The following is a 556-nucleotide window of genomic DNA, read 5'->3' as shown; positions in this document are numbered from 1 at the left end:
GAGCTTGTCAAGATTTCTGTGTAAGCGGTCGGTTCTTCTGGTTGATTTCTCTTACAGGTAGGGGTTGATGCGGTCGGGGTAGGCGATCGCGAGTTGGCCTAGGGCCTGCTTCCAGTTCGTCACGACCTGGCCCTCGACGAGCCGTGGCTTGGCCTTGCGCTCGGCGGCGGGCTTGCCGCGTTCCTTCGCGCGTTCGCGGGCTCGTTTGTCCTCGATGTTGCATATCGCCAGCCACAGCAGCTTCACTACGGCCTCGTCGTTGGGGAAGTGGCCGCGGTTCTTGGTGACCTTGCGCAGCTGGTAGTTCAGCGACTCGATGCTGTTGGTCGTGTAGATCACCCGACGCAGCTCGGGCGGGAACGCCAAGAACGGGATGAACCGCTCCCACGCCGCTTCCCAGGTCGCCACGGCGTGGGGGTACTTCTTGCCCCAGTTCGAGTCGTGGAAGGCGTCGAATGCCTCACGGGCGGTCTTGTCACTGGTCGCGGTGTAGATCGGCTTCAACGCCTTCGCCACGGCCTTGCGGTCGCCGTAGGACACGAACCGCATCGAGGCT

The 556-nt window shown here is 62.8% G+C and carries 1 protein-coding gene; it reads right to left on the bottom strand.

The annotated features are described in order from the left end of the window. Window positions 1-51 precede the first annotated feature (51 nt). Window positions 52-556: transposase (locus LRP67_RS21160; RefSeq protein ID WP_231272325.1), on the bottom strand; the 505-nt coding region annotated here is incomplete at its 5' end.

The sequence above is a fragment of the Nocardioides sp. cx-169 genome, assembly GCF_021083605.1.
Classification (GTDB): Bacteria; Actinomycetota; Actinomycetes; order Propionibacteriales; family Nocardioidaceae; genus Nocardioides.
Note: the sequence above shows the minus strand (reverse complement) of the source record. Positions and strands in the feature narration are given on the sequence as shown.